The sequence below is a fragment of the Enterobacter sp. J49 genome (assembly GCF_002148625.1).
Lineage (GTDB): Bacteria > Pseudomonadota > Gammaproteobacteria > Enterobacterales > Enterobacteriaceae > Enterobacter > Enterobacter ludwigii.
The window spans coordinates 1-19,802 of the sequence record NZ_MWPY01000030.1; the positions used below are offsets into that span (position 1 = coordinate 1).

General features: G+C 55.8%; 15 protein-coding genes. 8 read left to right on the plus strand and 7 right to left on the minus strand.

The window, feature by feature from the left end; genetic code table 11:
- Positions 1 to 625: molybdopterin-synthase adenylyltransferase MoeB (locus BJP35_RS08855; protein ID WP_047743831.1), on the plus strand; the 625-nt coding region annotated here is incomplete at its 5' end.
- A 40-nt stretch (positions 626 to 665) separates the two neighbouring features.
- Here BJP35_RS08855 and fsa read toward each other — a convergent pair.
- The gene (fsa, locus tag BJP35_RS08860; RefSeq protein ID WP_020884894.1) at positions 666 to 1,328 is read right to left on the minus strand and encodes a fructose-6-phosphate aldolase; all 663 of its coding nucleotides are present in this window, start codon (positions 1,326 to 1,328) and stop codon (positions 666 to 668) included.
- Positions 1,329 to 1,456: 128 nt separating this feature from the next.
- Here fsa and BJP35_RS08865 point away from each other — a divergent pair, with 128 nt between their 5' ends.
- From BJP35_RS08865 to BJP35_RS08880, 4 genes are all read left to right on the plus strand, one after another.
- A complete protein-coding gene (locus BJP35_RS08865; RefSeq protein WP_047743833.1) occupies positions 1,457 to 2,356 on the plus strand; it encodes a glycyl-radical enzyme activating protein in 900 nt (299 codons plus the stop codon).
- A gap of 4 nt (positions 2,357 to 2,360) precedes the next feature.
- On the plus strand, positions 2,361 to 4,793 hold the full coding sequence (locus BJP35_RS08870) for a formate C-acetyltransferase/glycerol dehydratase family glycyl radical enzyme (RefSeq protein WP_086463039.1): 2,433 nt from the start codon (positions 2,361 to 2,363) through the stop codon (positions 4,791 to 4,793).
- Between the two features lie 161 nt (positions 4,794 to 4,954).
- Complete coding sequence (locus BJP35_RS08875) at positions 4,955 to 5,770, plus strand: Cof-type HAD-IIB family hydrolase (RefSeq protein ID WP_025204614.1); 816 nt, start codon at positions 4,955 to 4,957, stop codon at positions 5,768 to 5,770.
- Between the two features lie 149 nt (positions 5,771 to 5,919).
- Positions 5,920 to 7,176 carry a DUF1479 domain-containing protein gene (locus tag BJP35_RS08880; protein ID WP_014169275.1) on the plus strand — a complete coding sequence of 419 codons (1,257 nt, stop codon included), beginning with the start codon at positions 5,920 to 5,922 and terminating at the stop codon, positions 7,174 to 7,176.
- On the opposite strand, the gene BJP35_RS08885 is transcribed toward BJP35_RS08880, so the two are convergent.
- Positions 7,173 to 8,246 (minus strand): LacI family DNA-binding transcriptional regulator, encoded by a 1,074-nt coding sequence (locus BJP35_RS08885; protein WP_025204616.1) that lies wholly within the window; start codon positions 8,244 to 8,246, stop codon positions 7,173 to 7,175. The two genes, BJP35_RS08880 and BJP35_RS08885, sit on opposite strands and share 4 nt — an antisense overlap.
- Before the next feature lie 287 nt (positions 8,247 to 8,533).
- Between BJP35_RS08885 and BJP35_RS08890 the strand changes: the two genes are divergently transcribed.
- A complete protein-coding gene (locus BJP35_RS08890) occupies positions 8,534 to 9,835 on the plus strand; it encodes an MFS transporter (RefSeq protein WP_020884899.1) in 1,302 nt (433 codons plus the stop codon).
- A 17-nt stretch (positions 9,836 to 9,852) separates the two neighbouring features.
- The gene (locus BJP35_RS08895) at positions 9,853 to 12,216 is read left to right on the plus strand and encodes a TIM-barrel domain-containing protein (protein WP_143349619.1); all 2,364 of its coding nucleotides are present in this window, start codon (positions 9,853 to 9,855) and stop codon (positions 12,214 to 12,216) included.
- Between the two features lie 76 nt (positions 12,217 to 12,292).
- Here BJP35_RS08895 and BJP35_RS08900 read toward each other — a convergent pair whose 3' ends face one another.
- Positions 12,293 to 13,888 carry an ABC-F family ATPase gene (locus BJP35_RS08900; RefSeq protein WP_014169271.1) on the minus strand — a complete coding sequence of 532 codons (1,596 nt, stop codon included), beginning with the start codon at positions 13,886 to 13,888 and terminating at the stop codon, positions 12,293 to 12,295.
- A gap of 221 nt (positions 13,889 to 14,109) precedes the next feature.
- On the opposite strand from BJP35_RS08900, the gene ldtB reads away from it, so the two are divergent.
- Positions 14,110 to 15,030, plus strand: coding sequence for a L,D-transpeptidase (gene ldtB / locus BJP35_RS08905; RefSeq protein WP_025204618.1), 921 nt, complete (start codon positions 14,110 to 14,112; stop codon positions 15,028 to 15,030).
- A 70-nt stretch (positions 15,031 to 15,100) separates the two neighbouring features.
- Here ldtB and BJP35_RS08910 read toward each other — a convergent pair whose 3' ends face one another.
- From BJP35_RS08910 to BJP35_RS08925, 4 genes are all read right to left on the minus strand, one after another.
- Complete coding sequence (locus tag BJP35_RS08910; RefSeq protein ID WP_086463041.1) at positions 15,101 to 15,817, minus strand: GntR family transcriptional regulator; 717 nt, start codon at positions 15,815 to 15,817, stop codon at positions 15,101 to 15,103.
- 15 nt (positions 15,818 to 15,832) lie between these two features.
- Complete coding sequence (locus BJP35_RS08915) at positions 15,833 to 17,155, minus strand: PTS sugar transporter subunit IIC (protein WP_014169268.1); 1,323 nt, start codon at positions 17,153 to 17,155, stop codon at positions 15,833 to 15,835.
- A gap of 51 nt (positions 17,156 to 17,206) precedes the next feature.
- Positions 17,207 to 18,583: a glycoside hydrolase family 1 protein gene (locus BJP35_RS08920; protein WP_032681380.1), complete on the minus strand. Its 1,377-nt coding sequence runs from the start codon at positions 18,581 to 18,583 to the stop codon at positions 17,207 to 17,209.
- 147 nt (positions 18,584 to 18,730) lie between these two features.
- Positions 18,731 to 19,771, minus strand: coding sequence for an aldo/keto reductase (locus tag BJP35_RS08925; RefSeq protein ID WP_047743843.1), 1,041 nt, complete (start codon positions 19,769 to 19,771; stop codon positions 18,731 to 18,733).
- Positions 19,772 to 19,802: the final 31 nt, after the last annotated feature.

Here is a 19,802-nt window from a genome sequence, read left to right on the forward strand (position 1 = left end):
GGGCTGCGCTGCGGCCCAGTACCTGGCCGCGGCGGGGGTGGGCAATATGACGCTGCTGGATTTCGATACCGTGTCGGTGTCGAACCTTCAGCGCCAGACGCTGCACAGCGACGCGACCCTCGGCCAGCCAAAAGTGGAATCTGCCCGTGCGGCGCTGGCGCGCATCAATCCTAACGTGAAGTTCACCCTGATTGACGCCCTGCTGGATGATGAGGCGCTGTCGGCACAGATAGCACGACACGATCTGGTGCTGGACTGCACCGATAACGTCACCATTCGCAATCAGTTGAATGCAGGATGTTTTGCCCACAAAACGCCGCTGGTCTCCGGTGCCGCCATTCGCATGGAAGGCCAAATCAGCGTCTTTACCTACGCCGGGGGCGAACCGTGCTATCGCTGCCTGAGCCGTCTGTTTGGCGAGAACGCCCTCACCTGCGTGGAGGCGGGCGTCATGGCTCCGTTAGTCGGTGTCATAGGTTCGTTGCAGGCCATGGAAGCGATCAAAGTGCTGGCGCATTACGGTACGCCTGCCGCGGGGAAAATCGTGATGTATGACGCGATGACCTGCCAGTTCCGCGAGATGAAACTGATGCGCAACCCCGGCTGTGAGGTATGCGGACGCTAAATGGTTGCCGGGCAAGCGTTAGCATAACCCGGCAACCGTATCAGAGCGTCGTTCTGCCAAACGCCCCTTGCCAGTCCTGCTCAAACTTTACTATTGCCGCATCCACCGCAGGCGAAGTAATAAACTGCTGAGCAACATCCAGCGGCAGGGTGATGGATTCACAACCTGCCAGCAGGCAGTCCAGTGCCTGACGCGGCGTTTTGAAGCTCGCGGCCAGCACTTTTGACTGCGGGGCATGCAGCGTCAGAAGCTGCTGCAGTTCAACTACCGTCTGGATCCCGTCCCCGCCCTGCGCGTCCACGCGGTTAACGTAAGGGGCAACATACTCAGCGCCCGCCAGCGCGGACAGCATCCCTTGTGCTGCACCGTACACCGCCGTACCCAGCGTCGGGATCCCTTCCGCTTTCAGCATTTTGATCGCCGCCAGACCTTCCGCCGTTACCGGCACTTTAACCACCAGATCGTTGATAATGGTGCGCAGTTTACGCGCCTCTTCCACCATCCCTTCAGCGGTGGTCGCCATGACCTGCGCGAACAGGCGACCTTTCCCGCCGAGCGCATCCTGCAGCGCCGGTAGCAGCGCCTCGAGCGGCGTTTTCCCTGCCGCCACGATACTGGGGTTCGTGGTCACGCCCGCCAGCGGGAAGATACGCGCCAGCCGTTTCACTGCCGCGACGTCAGAAGTATCGAGATAAAGTTCCATGATGTAACCCTCAAATTTAGCCTGCATTTACCCTATCACGACAAAACCTGCTCAGGAGTTGACCTGCATCAAGATAACTTTCATTCGAAAGTAATTTAATCTTCATATGCAAGATGAGAGGCGAAAACATGATCTTCAATATTCAGCGTTACTCTACCCACGATGGCCCCGGTATTCGTACCGTGGTGTTCCTGAAAGGCTGCTCGCTGGGCTGTCGCTGGTGCCAGAATCCGGAAAGCCGCTCCCGCCACCGGGATGTGCTCTTTGACGCACGGCTGTGCCTGGAAGGCTGCGAACTGTGCCAGAAAGCGGCGCCGGGCATTATCGATCGTGCGCTGAATGGGCTGGTTATCCACCGTGAAAAGCTTAACGAAGAGACTCTCAACGCCCTCACCGACTGCTGCCCAACGCAGGCGCTCACCGTCTGTGGTGAAGAAAAGCAGGTCGAAGAGATTATGTCCACCGTACTGCGCGACAAGCCGTTCTATGACCGCAGCGGCGGCGGGATAACCCTGTCCGGCGGTGAACCGTTTATGAATCCCGATCTGGCTCATGCCCTGTTTAAAGCCAGCCATGAGCAAGGCATACATACCGCCGTGGAAACCTGTCTCCACGTGCCATGGCATTATATTGCACCGTCATTACCGTATGTCGATCTGTTCCTGGCGGACCTGAAACACGTTGATGGCAGGACGTTCAAACAGTGGACCGACGGTTCCGCCAAACGGATCCTTGATAACCTGAAACGCCTGGCCGCCGCCGGTAAACAGGTCACCATCCGCGTACCGCTGATTCAGGGCTTCAACGCCGATGAAGCGTCGATTACCGCCATCACCAATTTTGCCGCAGACGAACTCAACGTCCGCGAGATCCATTTTCTGCCGTACCACACGCTGGGCATGAACAAATATACCCTGCTCGGCCAACCCTACTCTGCCCCTGATAAACCGCTGGATGATCCTGCGCTTCTGGACTTCGCACAGCAGTACGCCTGCCAGAAAGGGTTAACCGCGACCTTACGAGGATAAACTTATGACGACCCTGAATCTCAACACCCTTAGCGAGCGCATAAAAGCACACAAAACGGCCCTCGTGCATATCGTGAAGCCGCCGGTCTGTACCGAGCGCGCCCTGCATTACACCGAGATGTACCAGCAGCATATGGACAAGCCGATCCCGGTGCGTCGCGCGCTGGCGCTGGCGCATCACCTCGCGCAGCGCACCATCTGGATAAAACACGATGAGCTGATCATCGGTAACCAGGCCAGTGAAGTCCGCGCCGCGCCAATTTTCCCGGAATACACCGTCTCGTGGATTGAAAAAGAGATTGACGATCTGGCGGACCGTCCGGGCGCAGGCTTTGCGGTGAGCGAAGAAAACAAGCGCGTATTGCATGAGATCTGCCCATGGTGGCGCGGCCAGACGGTGCAGGATCGCTGCTACGGCATGTTCACCGACGAGCAAAAAGGGCTGCTGGAAACCGGCATTATCAAAGCGGAAGGCAACATGACCTCCGGCGACGCACACCTGGCGGTTAACTTCCCGCTGCTGCTGGAGAAAGGCCTCGATGGTCTGCGCGACAAAGTGGCCGAGCGTCGTTCGCGTATCAACCTGACGGTGCTCGACGACCTTCACGGGGAACAGTTCCTGAAAGCGATCGATATTGTGCTGGAAGCGGTCAGCCTGCACATCGAACGTTTCGCCGCGCTGGCGCGTGAAATGGCGGCAACCGAATCCCGTGAAAGCCGTCGCGACGAGCTGCTGGCGATGGCAGAAAACTGTGATGTGATTGCCCATCAGCCGCCAACAACCTTCTGGCAGGCGCTGCAGCTGTGCTACTTCATCCAGCTTATTCTGCAGATTGAGTCCAACGGCCACTCCGTCTCGTTTGCCCGCATGGACCAGTACCTCTATCCGTACTACCGCCGCGACGTGGAGCTGAACCAGAGCCTCGACCGCGAACATGCCATCGAGCTGCTGCACAGCTGCTGGCTAAAGCTGCTGGAAGTGAACAAAATCCGCTCCGGCTCGCACTCCAAAGCCTCAGCGGGTAGCCCGCTGTATCAGAACGTCACCATCGGTGGACAGACGCTGATCAACGGTGAGCCTATGGACGCAGTCAATCCGCTCAGCTACGCGATTCTGGAATCCTGCGGTCGTCTGCGCTCCACGCAGCCAAACCTGAGCGTGCGTTATCATGCGGGCATGAGCAATGACTTCCTCGACGCCTGCGTGCAGGTGATCCGCTGCGGCTTTGGTATGCCCGCGTTCAACAACGATGAGATTGTCATTCCGGAATTCATCAAGCTCGGCGTCGAAAAAGAGGATGCCTATGACTATGCCGCGATTGGCTGCATCGAAACCGCAGTAGGTGGCAAATGGGGTTATCGCTGCACCGGCATGAGCTTTATCAACTTCGCCCGCGTGATGCTGGCAGCGCTGGAAGGCGGCCGCGATGCCACCAGCGGTAAGGTATTCCTGCCACAGGAGAAAGCACTCTCTGCCGGTAACTTCGATAACTTCGAAGAGGTGATGGCAGCGTGGGATACCCAGATCCGCTACTACACCCGCAAATCTATCGAGATTGAGTATGTGGTGGACACGATGCTGGAAGAGAACGTCCCCGATATTCTCTGCTCAGCGCTGGTGGATGATTGCATAGAACGCGCGAAAAGCATCAAACAAGGCGGCGCGAAGTATGACTGGGTGTCAGGCCTGCAGGTGGGTATTGCTAACCTGGGCAACAGCCTGGCCGCGGTGAAAAAACTGGTCTTCGAACAGGGTACGATAGGTCAGCAACAGCTGGCCGCCGCTCTGGCCGATGATTTCGACGGGCTGACCCACGAGCAGCTGCGTCAGCGGCTGATCAACGGCGCGCCAAAATACGGTAACGATGACGACAGCGTGGATATGCTGCTGACCCGTGCCTACGAAACCTATATTGCCGAGCTGAAGCAGTACCATAACCCGCGCTATGGCCGTGGTCCGATTGGCGGTAACTACTATGCCGGCACGTCATCTATCTCCGCGAACGTGCCGTTTGGCGCGGCAACGATGGCAACCCCGGATGGACGTAAGGCGCATACTCCGCTGGCAGAAGGAGCCAGCCCGGCCTCCGGTACTGACCACCTCGGCCCGACGGCGGTAATTGGCTCTGTCGGCAAACTGCCAACCGAAGCGATCCTCGGCGGGGTACTGTTAAACCAGAAGCTCAATCCGTCGACGCTGGAAAATGACAGTGACCGTCAGAAACTGATGGTGCTTCTGCGTACCTTCTTTGAAGTGCACAAGGGCTGGCATATTCAGTACAACATCGTTTCGCGTGAAACGCTGCTGGAAGCGAAGAAACACCCGGACCAGTATCGTGACCTGGTGGTGCGCGTCGCAGGGTACTCCGCGTTCTTTACCGCCCTGTCGCCGGATGCGCAGGACGATATTATTGCGCGTACCGAGCACACGCTTTAACTCTCTTCAGACTTATGCCCTCTCCCATCAAGGAGAGGGAACCTGTCTTTAAGCGGCAATTTCGGTTGCCGCTTTGCTTTGACTTTCGAATGAAATTAAATTTGTGCTCTCCGTCACCTTGTTATTAGAATGTTTCAAACGCAGTGACTCAGGAGCACAGTATGACCGTAAAAGTTATCGTCACCGATATGGACGGAACTTTCCTTGATGATGCCAAGCAGTACGACCGCGACCGCTTTCAGGCACAGTTTGAGCAGCTTAAAGCCCGTGATATTGAATTTGTTGTCGCCAGCGGCAACCAGTATTACCAGCTCATCTCCTTCTTCCCGGAACTGAAAGATCAGATCTCCTTCGTGGCGGAAAATGGCGCGCTGGTGTTCGATCACGGTGAGCAGATTTTTCACGGTGAACTGACCCGCCATGAGTCGCAAATTGTCATTGGCGAGTTGCTGAAAGACAACGCGCTCAACTTTGTGGCCTGTGGGCTGGAGAGCGCCTACGTCAGCGAACGGGCGCCGGACGCGTTTGTGGCGCTCATGTCAAAGCACTACCACCGCTTAAAACGCATCCGTGATTACCGCGAAATTGACGACGTGCTGTTCAAATTCTCCCTGAATCTGCCGGACAGCGATATCCCGAATCTTGTCGACAAACTGCACGTCTCCCTCGACGGGATTATGAAACCCGTCACCAGCGGTTTTGGGTTTGTCGATTTGATTATCCCGGGCCTGCACAAAGCCAACGGTATTAGCCGTCTGCTGAAGCGCTGGAAAATCTCGCCGCAGGCGTGCGTGGCAATCGGGGACAGCGGCAACGATGCTGAAATGCTGAAGCTGGTGAAATACAATTTTGCCATGGGCAACGCGGCGCAGAGCATCAAAACGATCTGCCGCTACAGCACGGATGACAACAACCATCAGGGCGCACTGAATGTGATTCAGGCCGTGCTTGACGACCACTCCCCGTTCGACGCGTAATCTCTCTCTTGCCGGAGCACTGCTCCGGCACCTCACTCTTTTTCCATCCTGTGGCACACGTCAAATATTTAAACTTGCATTAACTAATTTTTAACTTAAAGTATCACTTGTAGATATTTTTACTTTCGAATGAAAGATGCGAGGCAGTTATGACGTTTACCAGTGAAAGTTTGCCTGCGGACCATAAAGCAGCGATTCGTCAGTTGAAGCGTGAATTACGTGCGCAGATCGGAGACGTTCAGGCGGTATTCGACACGCTCAGCGATAAAATCGCGACCCGCGTGGCGGAAATTAATGCCCTGAAGAACAAAGGTGAAACCGTCTGGCCGGTTATCCCGTTTGCGGATGTGAAAAACGGGACGATCACCCAGGCACAGCGTGACGCGGTCAAACGCCGTGGCTGCGCGGTGATTAAAGGTCACTTCCCTCGCGAGCAGGCGCTGGCGTGGGATCAATCGATGCTCGACTACCTCGATCTCAACCGGTTTGATGAGGTCTATAAAGGTCCGGGCGATAACTTCTTTGGTACCTTAACCGCCTCACGTCCGGAAATTTATCCTATCTACTGGTCGCAGGCGCAAATGCAGGCCCGCCAGAGTGAAGAGATGGCGCAGGTACAGTCGTTCCTGAACCGTTTATGGACCTTCGAGAGTAATGGCAAACAGTGGTTCGATCCGGACGTCAGCGTCATTTATCCGGACCGTATTCGTCGTCGCCCACCGGGTACCACCTCTAAAGGGCTGGGTGCGCATACCGATTCCGGCGCGCTGGAGCGCTGGCTGCTGCCGGCCTATCAGCAGGTCTTTGCCCGCGTTTTTGACGGCAACGTGGATAAATACGATCCGTGGAACGCCGCACACCGTACCGAAGTGGAAGAGTACACCGTGGATAACACCACAAAATGTTCTGTATTCCGTACCTTCCAGGGCTGGACGGCGCTGTCAGATATGATCCCGGGTCAGGGGTTGCTGCATGTGGTGCCTATTCCGGAAGCGATGGCCTACATTCTGCTGCGTCCGCTGCTGGATGATGTCCCGGAAGATGAACTCTGCGGCGTCGCGCCGGGACGTGTCCTGCCGGTCTCCGAGAAATGGCATCCGCTGTTAATCGAAGCGCTGAGCAGCATCCCTGCACTGGAAGCAGGCGATTCCGTGTGGTGGCACTGTGACGTCATCCACTCCGTTGCACCGGTGGAAAATCAGCAAGGCTGGGGCAACGTAATGTATATCCCTGCCGCCCCGATGTGCGAGAAAAACCTCGCCTATGCGAAAAAAGTGAAAGCAGCGCTGGAAACCGGTGCATCGCCGGGCGATTTCCCGCGCGAAGATTATGAAAAAAACTGGCAGGACCGCTTTACCGTGAACGATCTGAATATTCACGGCAAGCGTGCATTGGGTATGGCTTAACTGTCGTATAACCCTTCCCGCTCCACGGCGGTGCGTCGTTTCCCCTGACGTATCCGCCGGACAGATCCCCGCACGGCCAGCGTGCCGTTAAGCAATAACGTTCCCACCGGCGCATCCGGGCGCATCAGCCGTTGCTGAAGCATATGCACCGCTTCGGTTCCCAGTTCATCGCGCGGTACGTGCACCGCCGTGAGCGGAACATCCTGAATGGCCGCCAGATTAAACCCGTCAATGCTCATCACCGAGATATCCTGCGGCACGCGCAAGCCCTGTTTTTGCAGCGCACTGATGGTGCCCGCCGCCATAAAATCGCCGCCGACCAAAAATGCGGTGGGCAGATCCTTACCCTGCATTTGACGGAGCCAGGAGGTGACCAGCTCTTCCGTTTCGCGCGCGCTGAAGCTCGGAGCCACCAGCAGATCGCGTTTATCGTTGAATTTCAGGTTGTGAGATTGCCACGCATCGCGGATCCCGGCCAGACGCAGTTCCATGGTGTAACGCCGCAGGCAGAGGACATTCATCACCTCACGGTGTCCCATTTCAAACAGATAGTCCGCGGCCCGCTCACCTATCGAGCGGTGGTCCGGTGCCACTGCAGGCAGGCGCATATGCCGGTCGCGGCAGTTAATCAGCATGCAGGGTTTACCCACATCCACCGCCAGATCGTGGATATGCGGATCGTCGATACCGAGAAGAATAGCGGCCTGTGTCTCCGGCTCGTTCATCCGTGCCAGAAAAAGCTGTGCGTCGCTGTCATTTTCTTCCAGCGCGCAATAACGCAGACGGACATCGTGGGAAGCAAGGCCTTTACTCACGCTCTGAATCACGCGGTAGTAAAAGATGTCGGACCGCTCGTCAAAGGCGCGCTGTGGCGCAAAAACCACCAGGCTGTTGAGCAGCAGACGCCCCGCCGCCAGACCGTCCATCACCCCCAACTCCCGCGCACAAGCCAGTACTCTGGCGCGCGCTTTTTCACTGGTGTTCGCTTTTCCTGCCAGCACCCGCGACACGGTGCTGATGGAGAGCTGTGTGCGGGCGGCAATTTCGGTGATTTTTAGCCTTTTGTCCATTTTGTGATCTGGCTCCATTTGCGAAATGAAAAAATTTTCATAGCGTACTCATCAGGCAGTAACTGGCATGAAAAGCATCATGCCAGATGATTTATGTCATTGATGAGAAATTTTGCACAAAATCCACTATTGCCCGCTCATTTTCTCCCTTAAGGTGAATTTGTCACACCACTTCCATACTAGTTGTATAGCAACTTCGAAATTAAAACGGATAGAAATCAAAGCCATAAAAATCTGTGTGACACCTGAACCTCCGTCCCCTTACCGTCCGTCTTGTGGAGAGTAAAATGAGTCAGGACATCAATAACACCGTTGCGACAAGCAAAACCCGTCGCGTCATTAAGAACCTGCGCTGGTATGTGCTGGTGCTGTTCTTACTGGGCGTCACCGTTAACTACATCACCCGAAACTCGCTGGGTATTCTCGCCCCTGAGTTGAAAGAGAGCCTTGGGATCACCACCGAGCAATACTCCTGGATCGTCGGGGCATTTCAGATTGCCTACACCATTTTCCAGCCTCTGTGCGGCTGGTTGATCGACGTGATTGGTCTGAAGATTGGCTTTATGGTCTGCGCCGGGATCTGGGCGCTGATGTGTATTTTCCACGCCGGGGCGGGCAGCTGGCTGCACCTGGCTATCTTACGCTTCTTTATGGGTGCTTCTGAAGCGGCCGCCACGCCGGCGAATGCGAAAACCATTGGCGAGTGGTTCCCGAAATCGGAACGTCCTGTCGCGGCCGGTTGGGCGGGCGTAGGGTTCTCCATTGGCGCGATGCTGGCACCGCCCATCATCTATTTCGCGCACGCCTCGTTTGGCTGGCAGGGCGCATTTATGTTTACCGGCGTGCTGGCGCTGCTGTGGGTGATCCTCTGGTGGGCTTTTTACCACAACCCGGAACAGCATCCGAACCTGAGCAAGGACGAACTGGCGTTTATCAAGCAGGATAACGAACCGCCTGCGGTAAAACTGCCCTTCCTCACCGCGCTGAAAAATGTCTCCAAAAATAAGCGCTTCTACGGTATCGCCCTTCCGGCGTTTATGGCCGAACCGGCCTGGGCCGTGCTGAGCTTCTGGGTTCCGCTGTATCTCGCCAAAGAGCACGGCATGGATTTGAAGCAGATTGCGATGTTTGCCTGGCTGCCGTTCCTTGCCGCGGACCTCGGCAGCGTGGCAAGCGGCTACCTCACCCGTCTGTATGCGCGACTGTTCGGCTGCAGCCGTGTGAACTCGGTGGTGGCCAGCTCCGTCACCGGCGCATTCCTGATGATCTCCCTGGCCGTCGTGGCCATTACCCGCGACCCGTATATCACCATCGTGCTGATCTCCATCGGCGGTTTTGGGCATCAGATCATCTCCTGCATGCTCAGCGCCCTGGTCGTGGAGTCATTTGATAAAGGTCAGATGGCGACCGTTAACGGCATGCGCGGCTCGGCGGCCTGGATCGCCAGCTTCCTGTTCTCCCTGTTAATTGGGGTGACCGCCGACAAAATCGGCTTTAACCCGCTCTTTATTGCCATGGGGTTCTTTGACCTGATTGGCGCTGTTTTCCTGGTGGCATTTATTGCTGAACGTCGCGCCAAGCGCGCCTGATAGTGGATGTATTGCATATGAAAACCCTGAAAAACTGGACCGTTGATAAGCAGTCGGCAAATCATCTGGAACTGCTGGTCGATAACCAGCATCGTCTGTGCCTGTATGTGCTGGAAGAAAATCTGTTCCGCGTGCTGATTAAACGCAAAGGTGAGCTGACGCTGGATCGCACCTGGAGCATCGCCCCGCAGCAAGATGTGCCGTGGGAAGGTCGCCGCCGCGACGACCTGAGTGGTTTCACCTGCCCCGCCTGGACGCTGACGCAGCAGGACGACGTGCTGACGGTTGCCACCGAACAGCTGCGTGTGACCGTGCATCAGCCGCTGTGGCTGGAGTGGCACTACCGCAATGAGGCGGGTGAGTGGCAGCCGCTGGTCAACGACCGTCCAACCAGTGCCTATCTGCTGAATGCCCATGGCGACGGTGCGGCGCACTACCTGAGCCGTCGCAAGGATGAACGCTTCTACGGTCTGGGTGAGAAAGCCGGCGATCTGCAGCGTAACGGTAAACGCTACGAGATGCGCAACCTCGATGCAATGGGCTACAACGCGGCCAGCACCGATCCTCTGTACAAACATATTCCGTTCACCCTCACCCGTCGCGATGACGTGAGCTACGGGCTCTTCTACGACAACCTGAGCAGCTGCTGGCTGGATCTGGGCAACGAGATTGACAACTATCACACTGCCTATCGTCGCTGGCAGGCGGAAGCGGGCGACATCGATTACTACCTGTTCACGGGAAAACGGGCGCTGGACGTGACCAAAGCTTTCGTGCGTCTGACCGGGAAAACGCTCTTCGGGCCGAAATGGAGCCTGGGCTACAGCGGTTCGACCATGCATTACACCGACGCGCCGGATGCGCAGAACCAGCTGATGAACTTTATTCGTCTGTGCGAAGAACATGCTATTCCCTGCGACTCATTCCAGCTCTCTTCGGGCTATACCTCGATCAACGGCAAGCGCTACGTCTTTAACTGGAACCACGACAAGGTGCCGCAGCCGAAGGTGATGACCCAGGCTTTCCACGACGCGGGGTTAAAGCTGGCGGCCAACATCAAGCCATGCCTGCTGCAGGATCACCCGCGCTATAACGAAGTTGCGGAAAACGGGTTGTTCATCCGCGATTCAGAAACCGACGCGCCAGAACGCTCTAGCTTCTGGGATGACGAAGGTTCTCACCTCGATTTTACCAACCCACAGACGGTGAAATGGTGGCAGGAAGGGGTAACCACGCAGCTGCTTGAGATGGGGATCGACTCCACCTGGAACGACAACAACGAATATGAAGTGTGGGATGGCGAAGCCCGCTGCCACGGCTTTGGCAAGGAAATCGCGATCAAGCACATTCGCCCGGTGATGCCGTTGCTGATGATGCGTGCCTCGCTGGAAGCGCAGCAGCGTTTTGCCCCGGAAAAACGTCCGTATCTCATTTCCCGCTCCGGCTGCGCGGGCATGCAACGTTACGTCCAGACCTGGAGCGGCGATAACCGTACCAGCTGGGATACCCTGCGCTATAACACCCGCATGGGTCTGGGAATGAGCCTGTCCGGGCTGTTTAATGTGGGCCATGATGTCGGTGGTTTTTCCGGCGACAAACCCGACGCGGAACTGTTCGTACGCTGGGTGCAAAACGGCGTGATGCATCCGCGCTTTACCATTCACTCATGGAATGATGACCACACCGTTAACGAGCCGTGGATGTATCCGGGCGTGACGCCGGCTATTCGTGGTGCCATTGAATTACGTTATCGTCTGCTGCCGTACCTTTATACCCTGCTCTGGCAGGCGCATACCGACGACGAACCGATGCTACGCCCGACCTTCCTCGACCACGAACACGATGCGCAGACGTTTGAGGAGAACGATGATTTCCTGCTGGGTCGCGACCTGCTGGTGGCCAGCGTGGTGGAGGCCGGGCAGCGCGAGCGATGCGTCTGGCTGCCGGATAACGAAACGGGCTGGTACGATTTTTACACCCACGAGTGGTTCGCTGGCGGGCAGTGGATCGTACGTGATGCGCCGCTGGAGAAATTGCCGCTGCTGGTACGTGCCGGTGCGGGTCTGCCGCTCAGCGAACGCATTACGCATGTCAGCGCGGAAAAAGACACTACCCGTGAGCTGAAACTGTTCCCGGTGAAAGGCGTCGGTTCAACCGCGGGCCTGCTGTTTGAAGACGATGGTGAAAGCTGGGGCTATCAGAACGGCAATGCGCTGTGGGTGGAATGGGACATGGCATGCGACGGTGCCACCATCAACCTGAAGGTCAGTGCGCGGGGAGATTATCGTCCGGCGTGGAAAGCGCTGAAGATATCGTTACCGGCCGGGGAAAAACGCACGCTGCTGGTGAATGGTATTGAAGGGAATGAGTGGGCAGTGTAGTGCGGCCTGATGCCCGCTCCCACAGGGAGAGGGCATCAAACACAGGCCCGGTAGGCGTAGCGCCACCGGGCTTTTTTTAACTCTCGATACCTTTACTGCGCAGGTAATCTTCGTAGTTACCGGTGAAGTCCACCACGCGCTCAGGCGTAATTTCGATCACGCGGGTCGCCAGCGAGCTGACGAATTCACGGTCGTGAGAGACGAAGATCAGGGTCCCCTGATACATCTCCAGCGCCATGTTCAGCGATTCGATAGATTCCATATCCAGGTGGTTAGTCGGTTCATCCATCACCAGGATATTAGGTTTTTCCATCATCAGCTTGCCGAACAGCATGCGCCCTTTTTCACCACCGGACAGCACTTTAGCAGGCTTCTTGATGTCGTCCTGGCTGAACAGCAGACGACCCAGAATGCTGCGCACCGCCTGCTCGTCATCGCCTTCTTGCTTCCACTGGCTCATCCAGTCGAAGACGGTCAGGTCGTTTTCGAACTCGTATTCATGGTCCTGTGCGTAGTAACCAATCTGCGCGTTTTCAGACCACTTCACGGTACCGTTATCCGGCTGCAGTTCGCCGACCAGGGTTTTCAGCAGAGTGGATTTACCCACGCCGTTGGCACCCAGAATGGCAATCTTCTCGCCCACTTCCAACAGCAGGTTAAAGTTTTTAAACAGCGGACCGTTTTCAAAACCTTTAGCCAGGGCTTCCACTTCCAGCGCATTACGGAACAGTTTCTTGTCCTGCTCGAAGCGGATGAATGGGTTCTGACGGCTGGACGCTTTCACTTCATCAAGCTTGATCTTGTCAATCTGACGCGCACGAGAGGTCGCCTGGCGAGATTTAGAGGCGTTCGCGCTGAAGCGGCTGACGAAAGACTGCAGATCAGCAATCTGGGCTTTCTTCTTGGCGTTATCCGCCAGCAGACGTTCACGCGCCTGCGTGGCTGCCGTCATGTACTCGTCGTAGTTGCCCGGATAAACGCGCAGCTCGCCGTAGTCCAGGTCCGCCATGTGTGTACACACCATGTTCAGGAAGTGACGGTCGTGCGAGATGATGATCATGGTGCTGTCGCGATCGTTCAGCGTCTGCTCCAGCCAGCGGATGGTGTCGATGTCCAGGTTGTTCGTTGGTTCGTCGAGCAGCAGGATATCCGGATTAGAGAACAGCGCCTGCGCCAGCAGAACACGCAGTTTCCAGCCTGGCGCGACTTCGCTCATCGGGCCGTAATGTTGTTCTACCGGAATACCCACACCCAGCAGCAGCTCGCCCGCACGCGCTTCCGCAGAGTAGCCATCCATTTCGCCGTACAGCACTTCGAGATCGGCCACTTTGTAGCCATCTTCTTCGCTCATCTCCGCCAGAGCGTAGATGCGATCGCGCTCCTGCTTCACTTCCCACAGCTCCGCGTGTCCCATGATAACGGTGTCAAGCACGGTGAACTCTTCAAAGGCGAACTGATCCTGACGCAGCTTACCGATGCGCTCGTTTGGATCGAGCGAAACGTTGCCCAGCGTCGGCTCTAAATCACCGCCGAGGATTTTCATAAAAGTAGATTTACCGCTACCGTTGGCGCCAATCAGGCCGTAACGGTTGCCGCCGCCAAATTTGACGGAAATGTTTTCGAACAGCGGCTTACTGCCAAACTGCATAGTGACGTTGCTGGTAACTAACACGGGGAGATTCCTGCGAAAAGTGTGATAAACACGGCATTATGCCACAATTCCGAATTGAGATCCCGCGTTGCGGCAATCCGCTAAACTTTAACAAAATCGAAAAAAATGTGATTTCGTACACATCTGAATTCCCTGTTAGCGGGAATGCACATATAATGCGCTCCCATCAAGATTCAGACTTATCAACTCATCGCCGGAATGGCTTAGATACCTCGCACAACATGAACATGAAATTAACAACGCTTTTTGCGGCGGCGTTAGCCGTAGTAGGTTTTTGCAAAACCGCTTCTGCGGTGACTTATCCGCTGCCGACAGACGGTAGCCGTCTGGTTGGTCAAAACCAGGTGGTCACGGTGCCTGAAGGTAACGCTCAGCCACTGGAATATTTCGCGGCGCAGTACCAGTTGGGCCTGTCTAACATGCTGGAAGCGAATCCGGGTGTTGACCCGTATCTGCCTAAAGCCGGTACCGTGCTGAACATTCCTCAGCAGCTGATCCTGCCGGATACCGTCCATGAAGGTATCGTCATCAACAGCGCGGAAATGCGTCTGTATTACTACCCGAAAGGCACCAACACGGTTATCGTGCTGCCAATCGGTATCGGCCAGCTGGGTAAAGACACCCCAATGAACTGGACGACCAAAGTTGAGCGTAAGAAAGCAGGCCCAACCTGGACGCCAACCGCCAAAATGCACGCAGAGTACATCGCTGCGGGTGAACCCCTGCCAGCCGTTGTACCGGCAGGCCCGGATAACCCAATGGGTCTGTACGCGCTGTACATTGGCCGTCTGTACGCGATTCACGGGACCAACGCCAACTTCGGTATCGGCCTGCGCGTAAGCCACGGCTGCGTACGTCTGCGTAACGAAGACATCAAATTCCTGTTCGAAAACGTGCCGGTCGGTACCCGCGTCCAGTTCATCAACGAACCGGTTAAAGCGACGTCTGAGCCGGATGGCAGCCGTTACATTGAAGTACATAACCCGCTGTCCACCAGCGAAGACCAGATCAACAACAACGAAATCGTTCCGGTTACGCTGAACAGCGCGGTGCAGTCCGTGACCTCTCAGCCGGATGTAGAGACAGCGATTGTTGACCAGGCCGTTCAGAACCGTTCTGGTATGCCAGTGCGTCTGAACTGACCCTCTGCCCGGTGGCGCTTTGCTGACCGGGTCTGAGAATAAGAAAGCGGGCTCTGATGCCCGCTTTTTTTTATCCGTTATTGACGATAACTATCCCGCCGTGGTCGTAACGGTAGTGACAGTGGGCATACTCAAGCGGTGTGCCATCCTCCAGATAGATAACCTGCTCCACCTCCAGCACCGGATCGGTCTGCTCGCAGATAAGGTGTTGCATATCCAGCGCGTTCGGTTTTAGCGCCCGCACCACCCGGTACGACCCCATGATTTTCAGCCCCAGCGTCTCCTGCACGTAGCGGAACACGGAGCCTTCAAGATGGCTTTTATTCAGACCGGGCACCAGATTAAGCGGCATTACGGTGGAGTCCAGCGACATCGGCTCACCGTTGAGCAGACGCAAACGAACAAAGTCATAGACAGGCGCATCGGCGTTAATCATCAGCGAGGCCTGCTCCTTCTCGTTCGGAAAGCGCAGCTCGAAATGGACCACGACGCTGGAAACGGTGCCCAGATGCTCCCAGGTTTTTGTTGCGCCGAAGTAGTCGCTGCCGGAAAGATCCCACTGCGAGAGTTGCAGGAAATTTTTGCGGATAAACGTCCCCTGCCCCTGACGGGTATAGATCAGCCCTTCCACAATTAACTGGCGTATGGCCTGCTGTATGGTCATCCGGCTGGTGCTGAACTCCGCCGCCAGGGCAAACTGGTCCGGGAGCGGTTCGTTGGCGGAGTATTGCGAGCTAATAATGCGTTTCTTAATTTCCCGCGCTATGGTGATGTACTTCGCCGCCATCGTCCTTCCTTTCTGTTAGTTTTCTGTCCCGCTGTTTTTTAATGCCACTCTCTCGGCAATTTTGAGGAAAGGCAGGTAGAAGAATACACCAAATACAATGATTGCCAACTGCACGACCACGGCGCGCCAGTCCCCTGCCGTTGCCAGCCAGGCGCTCAGAATGGGCGGAGTTGTCCACGGGATCATAACCACACAGCGCGACATTAACCCCAGGGTAGTACAGAACCACGCAAACCAGATACCTATGGCAGGTAGCAGCACAAAGGGGATCATCAGCGGCAGGTTGAACACAATCGGCAGGCCAAAAATGACCGGCTCGTTGATGTTAAACAGGCCCGGCGCCAGCGACAAACGGGCCACCTGTTTCGCCGATTTTTGCCGTGAGAAGATGAAAATGGCAATCAGCAGGGAAATCGTGCTGCCGGTGCCCCCCACCATACCAAAGGTCGGTACAAAGATATTATTGATGATATGTGGGACAGGCTGACCGTTGGCAAAGGCCAGCATATTCTCGTTGGTGTTGATCAGCAGAAACGGCTCCAGCACCACGCTGTTAACCACCGACTGATGGATCCCAAGCGTGAACAGGAAGTTACCAAAGCTATAGATAAAAATCGTGCCCGGCAGGCTGGTGTTGATCAGGCGCAGCGGCTGCTGAATAAAAGTGGTGATCAGGTGGATGAGATCCGTGTGCAACACGTTCGCCAGAAGCGCGGCCAGTATGGCAAACAGGGAAAGCGTCAGGATCGTCGGGATCAGCGCGGTAAACGATTTACTGACCGCCGGCGGTACATTTTCACCTAAAGAAATGTGCAGCGCTTTCAGACGAGAAATGGCGATAAACAGTTCCGTTGAGAGCAGACCAATCAGCACCCCGGCAAAAATGCCGGTTGAGCCAATATTGGAGAACGTCAGCACCTGCGTGACGTTCACCGTGGCGTCACTGCCGACGGGCGTAAGCTGTAAGCGCATCGGCATCATAATGATAAAACTGCTGATGGCGATAACCACTGCCGAGACCGGGTTGTCGAAGTCTTTGTTGCGTGCCAGCGACCAGGCAATCATCGGTGCCAGCAACAGCGCGGCGATATTCAGCGTACCGTTAATAATCGCCTCGCCCCACACCTTAAAATGCGCCAGCGTGTCGCCTTCAAAAATCCATGGGAATACCACGTTATTCACCAGCACCGCCAGACCGGCAAGGATGAAAATGGGCATGACCGTGGCGAAGGCATCGCGCAGGGAACGCAGGTGCACCTGGTTTGCCAGGCGCGCCGAGAACTCAACAAATCTGTCGACAAAAGACTGCATATGCGGTGTTATTTTTGTTTCAGACATAGCGGATATTTCCCTTCAATCAGTCACAAAAACGGCCCGGCAGCGTACGGCTTACATCTCGCGTCCGTTGGTATGGATAACCTGTTTCAACCATGCGTAGCTCTTCTTCGGTACGCGCTTTAAGTCTTTCAGGTCGTGGTTTTCACGGTTCACATAGACCACGCCGTAACGCTTACGCATGTCTCCCTGTGAACTCAGAATGTCGATTAAGCCCCAGCCGAGGTAGCCGATCACCTCTGCGCCATCCTCAAACATGGCTTGTTTCATCGCCTCGATATGCGCCCGGTGGTAGTCAATACGGTAGGTATCTTCAATCGGATTCACACCGTCCCAGGACTCGATCACCCCAATACCGTTTTCAATCGGGAATACCGGCATACGCCAGTCGTTGTAATAGCGGGTGATGATGGTGCGAAAGCCCAGCGGATCAATCTGCCAGTTCCATTCGGTCGCTTTCAGGTACGGGTTATTTTTATCACCGTGCAGAAGGTAATCGTTGACCGGCGTTCCTTCGGGGATCGCATCGCTGTCGAGGGTTTTACTGGCGTAGTAGCTGAAGGCCATATAGTCGTTTTTGGTACGCGCCAGCAGCGCAAGATCCTCAGCGCGGTAGATATCCGCAAAACCTTGCTGTTCAACGACCGCCATCACCGCCGGGCTGTAACCCTGGCCGGCAAAGACGCGCAGCAGGTTCTGGTTGAGGAATTCGTCATACTGCTGGGCGCAGAAGATATCACGCGGTTTACAGGTCGCCGGATAGACCAGCTGGTGCGCCAGCATACCGCCCATCAGCTGGCCCGGACGGGTCTGGTGCAGGTATTCGGTCAGGGTCATATGCGCGACCATGGTGTGGTGCTGCAGTTCATACAGCTCGCGCAGGGTTTTCTCGCCTTTCATATAGCCCGAGATCCGGAAGGCTTCCGGCATGTGGAAGATGTTCTGCTCGTTAAACGTCAGCCAGTACTTCACCCGGTCGCCGTAACAGTCGATCATCTTTTTGCCGTAGCGGATAAACGCGTCCATCACACGGCGATCGTTAAAGCCGTTGTACTCCTGCGCCAGCGCCAGCGGCATATCGAAGTGGTAGAGGCAGATCATCGGCTCAATGCCGCGGGCAATTAAATCGTTAATAAAGCGGTCATAAAAGGCGATACCTTCGTCGTTGAAGTCACCGTCGCCCTGTGGACATACGCGGCTCCAGGCGATCTGAAAGCGGTAGCAGTTCATGCCCAGATCCTGCATCAGGTCGAAATCTTCCCGATAGCGGTGGTAGGAATCGGTCGCGACTTTCCAGTCAGAAACGTTCTCCCCGGCTTCGCGAATGTCATATACCGACATTCCCTTTCCTCCCTCATTCCAGGCCCCTTCCGTCTGCATACTGGATACGGAATTGCCCCATAAAAAATTGGCTGGCAGAAATTGATTCATGATCGCTCCCTATATGACTAGTCATTTAAAATTTCATGACTAGTCATATAGGCGAAGACGAAAAATCAATCAAAGAGGAGGATCGTTTTTTGTGAGCAAGGCGGGAAAAAAACCCGGTCAGCGAAGCGAGACCGGGGGGAAGGACGGTTATTGTTGTGAGAGCTGATGACGACGATATTCACCCTGCCGCTCCAGCATCCAGCCCGGATATTCGCGCGGCAGCGCGCTGACGGCATCAAGCTGTTTAAGCTCGTCTTCGCTTAAACGGATCCCGGTGGCGGCAATGTTGTCGTCCAGCTGGTCGACACGTTTGGCACCAATAATGACGCTGGTTACGGCCTTCTGATGCAGCAACCACGCCAGCGCAATTTGCGCCACAGAGACACCTTTGCGCTCGGCCAGGGTGCGCATCACATCTACGCAATCGAAAGCACGCTCTTTATTCACCGGCGGGAAGTCAAATTCCAGGCGGCGACCGCCGGATTCGCTCTGCCCGTCACGACCATATTTTCCGCTAAGCAGACCGCCTGCCAGTGGGCTCCAGACCATCAACCCGACGCCTTCACTCTGCATCATCGGTATCAGTTCACGCTCCAGATCGCGCCCGGCGATGGTGTAATACGCCTGCAGCGAAGCAAAACGCGCCAGTCCAAGGCGTTCGGAAATGCCCAGCGCTTTGGCAATCTGCCACGCCGCCCAGTTAGAGACGCCGATATAACGCACGTGCCCATGCTGTACCAGGTTATCCAGCGCGTAGAGCATCTCTTCGACAGGGGTTGCCGGGTCAAAACCATGGAGCTGATACAGATCGATATGATCGAGCTGCAGCCGGCGCAGGCTCTCTTTGACACTACTGATGATGTGATAGCGCGAACTGCCGCGGGAGTTCACCCCGGCCGTGCCCGTTTCGCCAAACACTTTGGTGGCAACCACCACATTTTCGCGCGGAATTTTCAGGTTCTTCAGCGCCTGGCCGGTGATCTCCTCCGAGCGCCCTTCCGAATACACATCCGCGGTATCGATGAAATTAATTCCGGCATCCAGTGCACGGCCCACCAGCTGCTCGGCTTCACTTTGCTGCAGCTGACCAATCTTGCCCCACATGCCGCCTTCTCCGCCGAAGGTCATGGTGCCAAGGCACAGTTCAGACACAAACAGACCGGTATTGCCCAGTTTTTGATAACGCATAAGATAATCCTCGCATGTCGTTCGATGGGTA

Coding starts and splice junctions, on each gene's coding strand:
- fsa (WP_020884894.1), bottom strand. CDS start 1,328: ATGGAACTTTATCTCGATACTTCTGACGTCGCGGCAGTGAAACGGCTG.
- BJP35_RS08865 (WP_047743833.1), top strand. CDS start 1,457: ATGATCTTCAATATTCAGCGTTACTCTACCCACGATGGCCCCGGTATT.
- BJP35_RS08870 (WP_086463039.1), top strand. CDS start 2,361: ATGACGACCCTGAATCTCAACACCCTTAGCGAGCGCATAAAAGCACAC.
- BJP35_RS08875 (WP_025204614.1), top strand. CDS start 4,955: ATGACCGTAAAAGTTATCGTCACCGATATGGACGGAACTTTCCTTGAT.
- BJP35_RS08880 (WP_014169275.1), top strand. CDS start 5,920: ATGACGTTTACCAGTGAAAGTTTGCCTGCGGACCATAAAGCAGCGATT.
- BJP35_RS08885 (WP_025204616.1), bottom strand. CDS start 8,246: ATGGACAAAAGGCTAAAAATCACCGAAATTGCCGCCCGCACACAGCTC.
- BJP35_RS08890 (WP_020884899.1), top strand. CDS start 8,534: ATGAGTCAGGACATCAATAACACCGTTGCGACAAGCAAAACCCGTCGC.
- BJP35_RS08895 (WP_143349619.1), top strand. CDS start 9,853: ATGAAAACCCTGAAAAACTGGACCGTTGATAAGCAGTCGGCAAATCAT.
- ldtB (WP_025204618.1), top strand. CDS start 14,110: ATGAACATGAAATTAACAACGCTTTTTGCGGCGGCGTTAGCCGTAGTA.
- BJP35_RS08910 (WP_086463041.1), bottom strand. CDS start 15,817: ATGGCGGCGAAGTACATCACCATAGCGCGGGAAATTAAGAAACGCATT.
- BJP35_RS08915 (WP_014169268.1), bottom strand. CDS start 17,155: ATGTCTGAAACAAAAATAACACCGCATATGCAGTCTTTTGTCGACAGA.
- BJP35_RS08920 (WP_032681380.1), bottom strand. CDS start 18,583: ATGAATCAATTTCTGCCAGCCAATTTTTTATGGGGCAATTCCGTATCC.
- BJP35_RS08925 (WP_047743843.1), bottom strand. CDS start 19,771: ATGCGTTATCAAAAACTGGGCAATACCGGTCTGTTTGTGTCTGAACTG.